Genomic DNA, 2151 nt, shown 5'->3' with positions numbered 1-2151 from the left:
ATACGGGCGTTGCAGACGGCAATCCCGCTCTGGGTACGGCGAAGCTCGGGGTCAGCGCACAGACGGCCCATGATAGTCACTTTGTTCAGCATAAATTTTACCTCACAATCACAAATTTTTTGAGCTTATCACTCTGTCATCGAGACTCCTGGACCGGCTTGCCGGTCAAACCCGTCTCTTTCATCATATCATCTGACGCCAGCCCTGCGCTGGCGTTCCGTGGGCCAGATACCAGGGGTCAGTTTTTTGCAAAGGGGGCACTGCGAAAAGGTTCTCTCCTTTCCTTCTGTTGTCTGTGAGAANTGAAATATAGAATTTGTTTGATTAGCTATATGGGATTTGCAATTCAGGCCGCGTCGGTAAGAACACGGAACGCCATAATCAGATTCTGCTCCGTGTGGTCCTTATCGGAGTACAGGCCGCACACGCCGTCCTGGAAGGCCCAGAACGGGGCGTTGCTCCAATGCAGCACGGGGCCTNNNCCCTCATTGCCCTGGTTCAGCCTACTGTCAGGAGGTTCTCCGTCCACAATGGAATAGAAGCCCTGGGTCTTCGCCAGCGTGACTTTCCGCATCTCGCCAATACACTCCGGGCGGCAATGCCCGATGACCTCCAGCCTGCTGCCAGCCTTCAGGCATTTCTTCAGCTGAGACAGGTTCTTGATTTGACATGCCGGAGCTCGCAGGGGTTCGACCGTGTTCCTGTTCCGCTCCATCAGCTCAGCGAACTGGCAGATGTGATAAATCTCTTCGCGGGGATAGGAGCCAATCTCCAGGTGGTATTCGTCAACATAGCGGCAGGTCCGCTCCAGCGTCCGGCCGTCCCAGGTCGTGATGCGGATTTTGTCACCGTCCTGGAGGCGGAACAGGTCAACGTAGCAGGGCGTGATAAACCGGATACCTCTCCGGGCGTGTCCCATATGCTGGTCCAGCCACTCCCGGAAGTAGCAGTAGATGTATACCTCACCTTCGCGGGGATTCAGCCTCAGCAGGTAGGCGTACTTGTCTGTGTCCATACGGAAGCCGTATTCCCGGCTCTCGCGGTCCATAGCGCTGTCCAGATGCTCCAGGCAATACGCCTGCATCCGCTCCCGGTTTTCCAGAATGCAGCCCTCATGCCGCAGAGCTTCGAGCGTGATGCCCAGGTCAGCCCGGAACTCGTTCGTGTTCAGGTCCGACAATTCCGGGCGGAACCCCATACTGTCCAGGGGTCCCCGCAGGTATCCGATACATCCGGTCTGGCCGGCGAGCCGCCGGCTCTGCTTATAGCTGTACTTATGTTCTTCGCGGTTCATGGGTCTGAGATTCATTCAATAGTCCCCCTCATGTCGTTATTTGCCCATTGAGATAATCCGTCCAGCNGTTCCCGGAGATAGCAGAAAATGACGGCAATATATTGGATAGGCGTTCTCCGGGAAGCCTGAACACGCATCAGGCGCAGGATATATGCGTACTTCTTCGTGTTGATACGGAATCCATAGGTATAGTGCAGCTCATCCATAGCGCTCTCCGGATGGGCGCGGCAATAGGCATGGGCCGCCGCCGGTCCCGCCAGGATACCGCCGCAGGTGATGTTGTTCCGGAGGGCGTCGAGAACGGCGTCAAAATCCGGCTGGAAGTCCTCGGCCTTCAGGTCCTTTCGGCGGTCTGTCCAGGTCGATTCATTGGACACGCCGGTCTCCATAGTCTCGATATAGTCCCCGATACAGCCGGCGATGGATAACAGCAGGGGCGAGTACCCATAGCTGAAATCGTACTCGGCAGGGGCCAGCGGCTGGATTTCAATATTCATGATATGGTCCTCCATGTACTTAACCAGTTTTTCGATTTTTGCAACTTTTGAGAGAAAATGCCCGTCTGAAATTTGAATCCGAAAAAAACGTACAAAGCCATACAGACCAGGGGAGAAGAGCGCAAAAGCGTAAGAACAGCGGCAGACACTCCGGCTTTGTAGGTTTTTTCGATTTCAGAGCCAGAAAAAACGTACAGAGCCAAAATCCCGAAAGCCTTGTGCCGCAGTCAATACACCGGAAGCTCAATTCCTTGTATGAAATCCCGAAAAAATATCATACAGGCTCAAACCTTACGGCTGCAAGGGATTGACGTATGTTGTAGGGTTTGTAAGTCTTTTTTTAAGAAAGTTTATAGAAAT

The 2151-nt window shown here is 53.8% G+C and carries 1 protein-coding gene; it reads right to left on the bottom strand.

The features are described 5' to 3' along the window. On the bottom strand, positions 1-92 hold a 92-nt coding region (locus JX325_RS15665), incomplete at its 3' end, for a single-stranded DNA-binding protein (RefSeq protein ID WP_204791986.1). Positions 93-2151: the final 2059 nt, after the last annotated feature.

It is taken from the genome of Oscillibacter sp. CU971, assembly GCF_905219725.1.
In the GTDB taxonomy this organism is placed as follows: Bacteria; Bacillota; Clostridia; order Oscillospirales; family Oscillospiraceae; genus Oscillibacter.
This window is presented reverse-complemented; position numbering and strand designations above follow the sequence as displayed.